The sequence below is a fragment of the Rhodopseudomonas sp. genome, from assembly GCF_013377015.1.
GTDB lineage: Bacteria > Pseudomonadota > Alphaproteobacteria > Rhizobiales > Xanthobacteraceae > JARJEH01.
Genome location: NZ_JACABA010000023.1, coordinates 1 through 1,562, shown reverse-complemented (window position 1 = coordinate 1,562; position 1,562 = coordinate 1). Strand labels below are relative to the sequence as shown.

The following is a 1,562-nucleotide window of genomic DNA, read 5'->3' as shown; positions in this document are numbered from 1 at the left end:
TCCTGATGCCCGAAAAGCTCGCCGCCGATGCCGAGTCGATCGCGCGATCCTTCATCGACTCGCTGGTGCTCGGCACCGGGCAGTTCTGCACGAACCCGGGTCTGGTGCTGGGGATCGAGGGCGAGGCGCTCGAACGCTTTCGGCAAGCCGCGGCGGCGGCACTGTCGGACAAACCATCGACGCCCATGCTGACCAGCGGCATCCACGCCGCCTACGCATCGGGCGTGCGGCAGTTGGCGATGCTCGGTGGCGTTTCGACGGTGGCGCTCGGCAAGGCCGCGTCGACCGAAAACGGCTTCGCCGCCCGGCCGGCGCTGTTTGCCACGCAGGCGGCCACGCTGTTCGCAACGACCGGCATCGAGCGGGAGGTCTTCGGGCCGGCGGGCGTCGTGGTGGCCTGTCGCGACATCGAGGAATTGCGCCTTGTCGCCGAGCACCTGGAGGGCCAGCTCACGGCCACCCTCTACCTCGCCGCAGGCGATCACGCAAACGCGAAACGATTGCTGCCGGTGCTCGAACGAAAGGTCGGACGCGTCCTTTTCAATGGCTTTCCGACCGGCGTCGAGGTGGCCCACGCGATGGTTCATGGAGGCCCGTTTCCGGCCACTTCCGACAGCCGCACGACATCGGTCGGCACGCTGGCCATCGAGCGTTTCCTGCGGCCCGTCTGCTATCAGGACATGCCGCCCGAACTGCTGGCGCCGGCGCTCGTCGATGACAACCCGCTTCGCCTGTGGCGACTGGTCGACGGCCAACGGGTGCGGAACTGATCGGCACGCCATCAACGCAGCAGCCCAAGAACAATGACACAAGACGCCAAACGCAAGTCGCGATTCCGGTCGCAGGATTGGTTCGACAATCCTGATCACATCGACATGACCGCGCTCTATCTCGAACGCTTCATGAACTACGGCGTCACGCCGGACGAATTGCGCTCGGGCCGACCGATCATCGGTATCGCGCAGTCGGGCAGCGACATCAGCCCCTGCAATCGCGTGCATCTGGAGCTCGCCCGACGGGTTCGTGATGGCATACGCGACGCCGGCGGGATCGCCATGGAGTTCCCGACCCATCCCATCTTCGAGAACTGTCGTCGCCCCACGGCCGCCATCGATCGCAACCTGGCCTACATGGGCCTGGTGGAGATCCTGCACGGCTACCCGATCGACGCGGTGGTCCTGACCACGGGCTGCGACAAGACGACACCGTCGCAGATCATGGCCGCTTCCACGGTGAACATCCCGGCCATCGTGCTCTCGGGCGGACCGATGCTCGACGGCTGGTTCGAGGGCCAGCTGGTCGGCTCCGGCGCGGCCATCTGGCAAGGCCGCCGGCAGCTCGCGGCCGGCCAGATCGATGAAGCGACCTTCCTGCAGATTGCAGCGGCGTCGGCGCCCTCGGTCGGTCACTGCAACACCATGGGCACCGCGTCGACGATGAACGCGCTGGCGGAAGCCTTGGGCCTGTCGCTGACCGGATGCTCGGCCATCCCGGCGCCTTACCGCGAACGTGGACAGATGGCGTACGAGACCGGGCGACGCATCGCCGAGATGGTCCATGAG

At 66.6% G+C, this 1,562-nt stretch carries 2 protein-coding genes; both read left to right on the top strand.

From position 1 onward, the window contains the following. A partial coding sequence (locus HXX15_RS23070) for an aldehyde dehydrogenase family protein (RefSeq protein WP_296519247.1) occupies nt 1-770 on the top strand: 770 nt, incomplete at its 5' end. Between the two features lie 33 nt (nt 771-803). Then, the coding region (locus HXX15_RS23065; RefSeq protein ID WP_296519246.1) for a dihydroxy-acid dehydratase at nt 804-1,562 on the top strand (759 nt) is incomplete at its 3' end.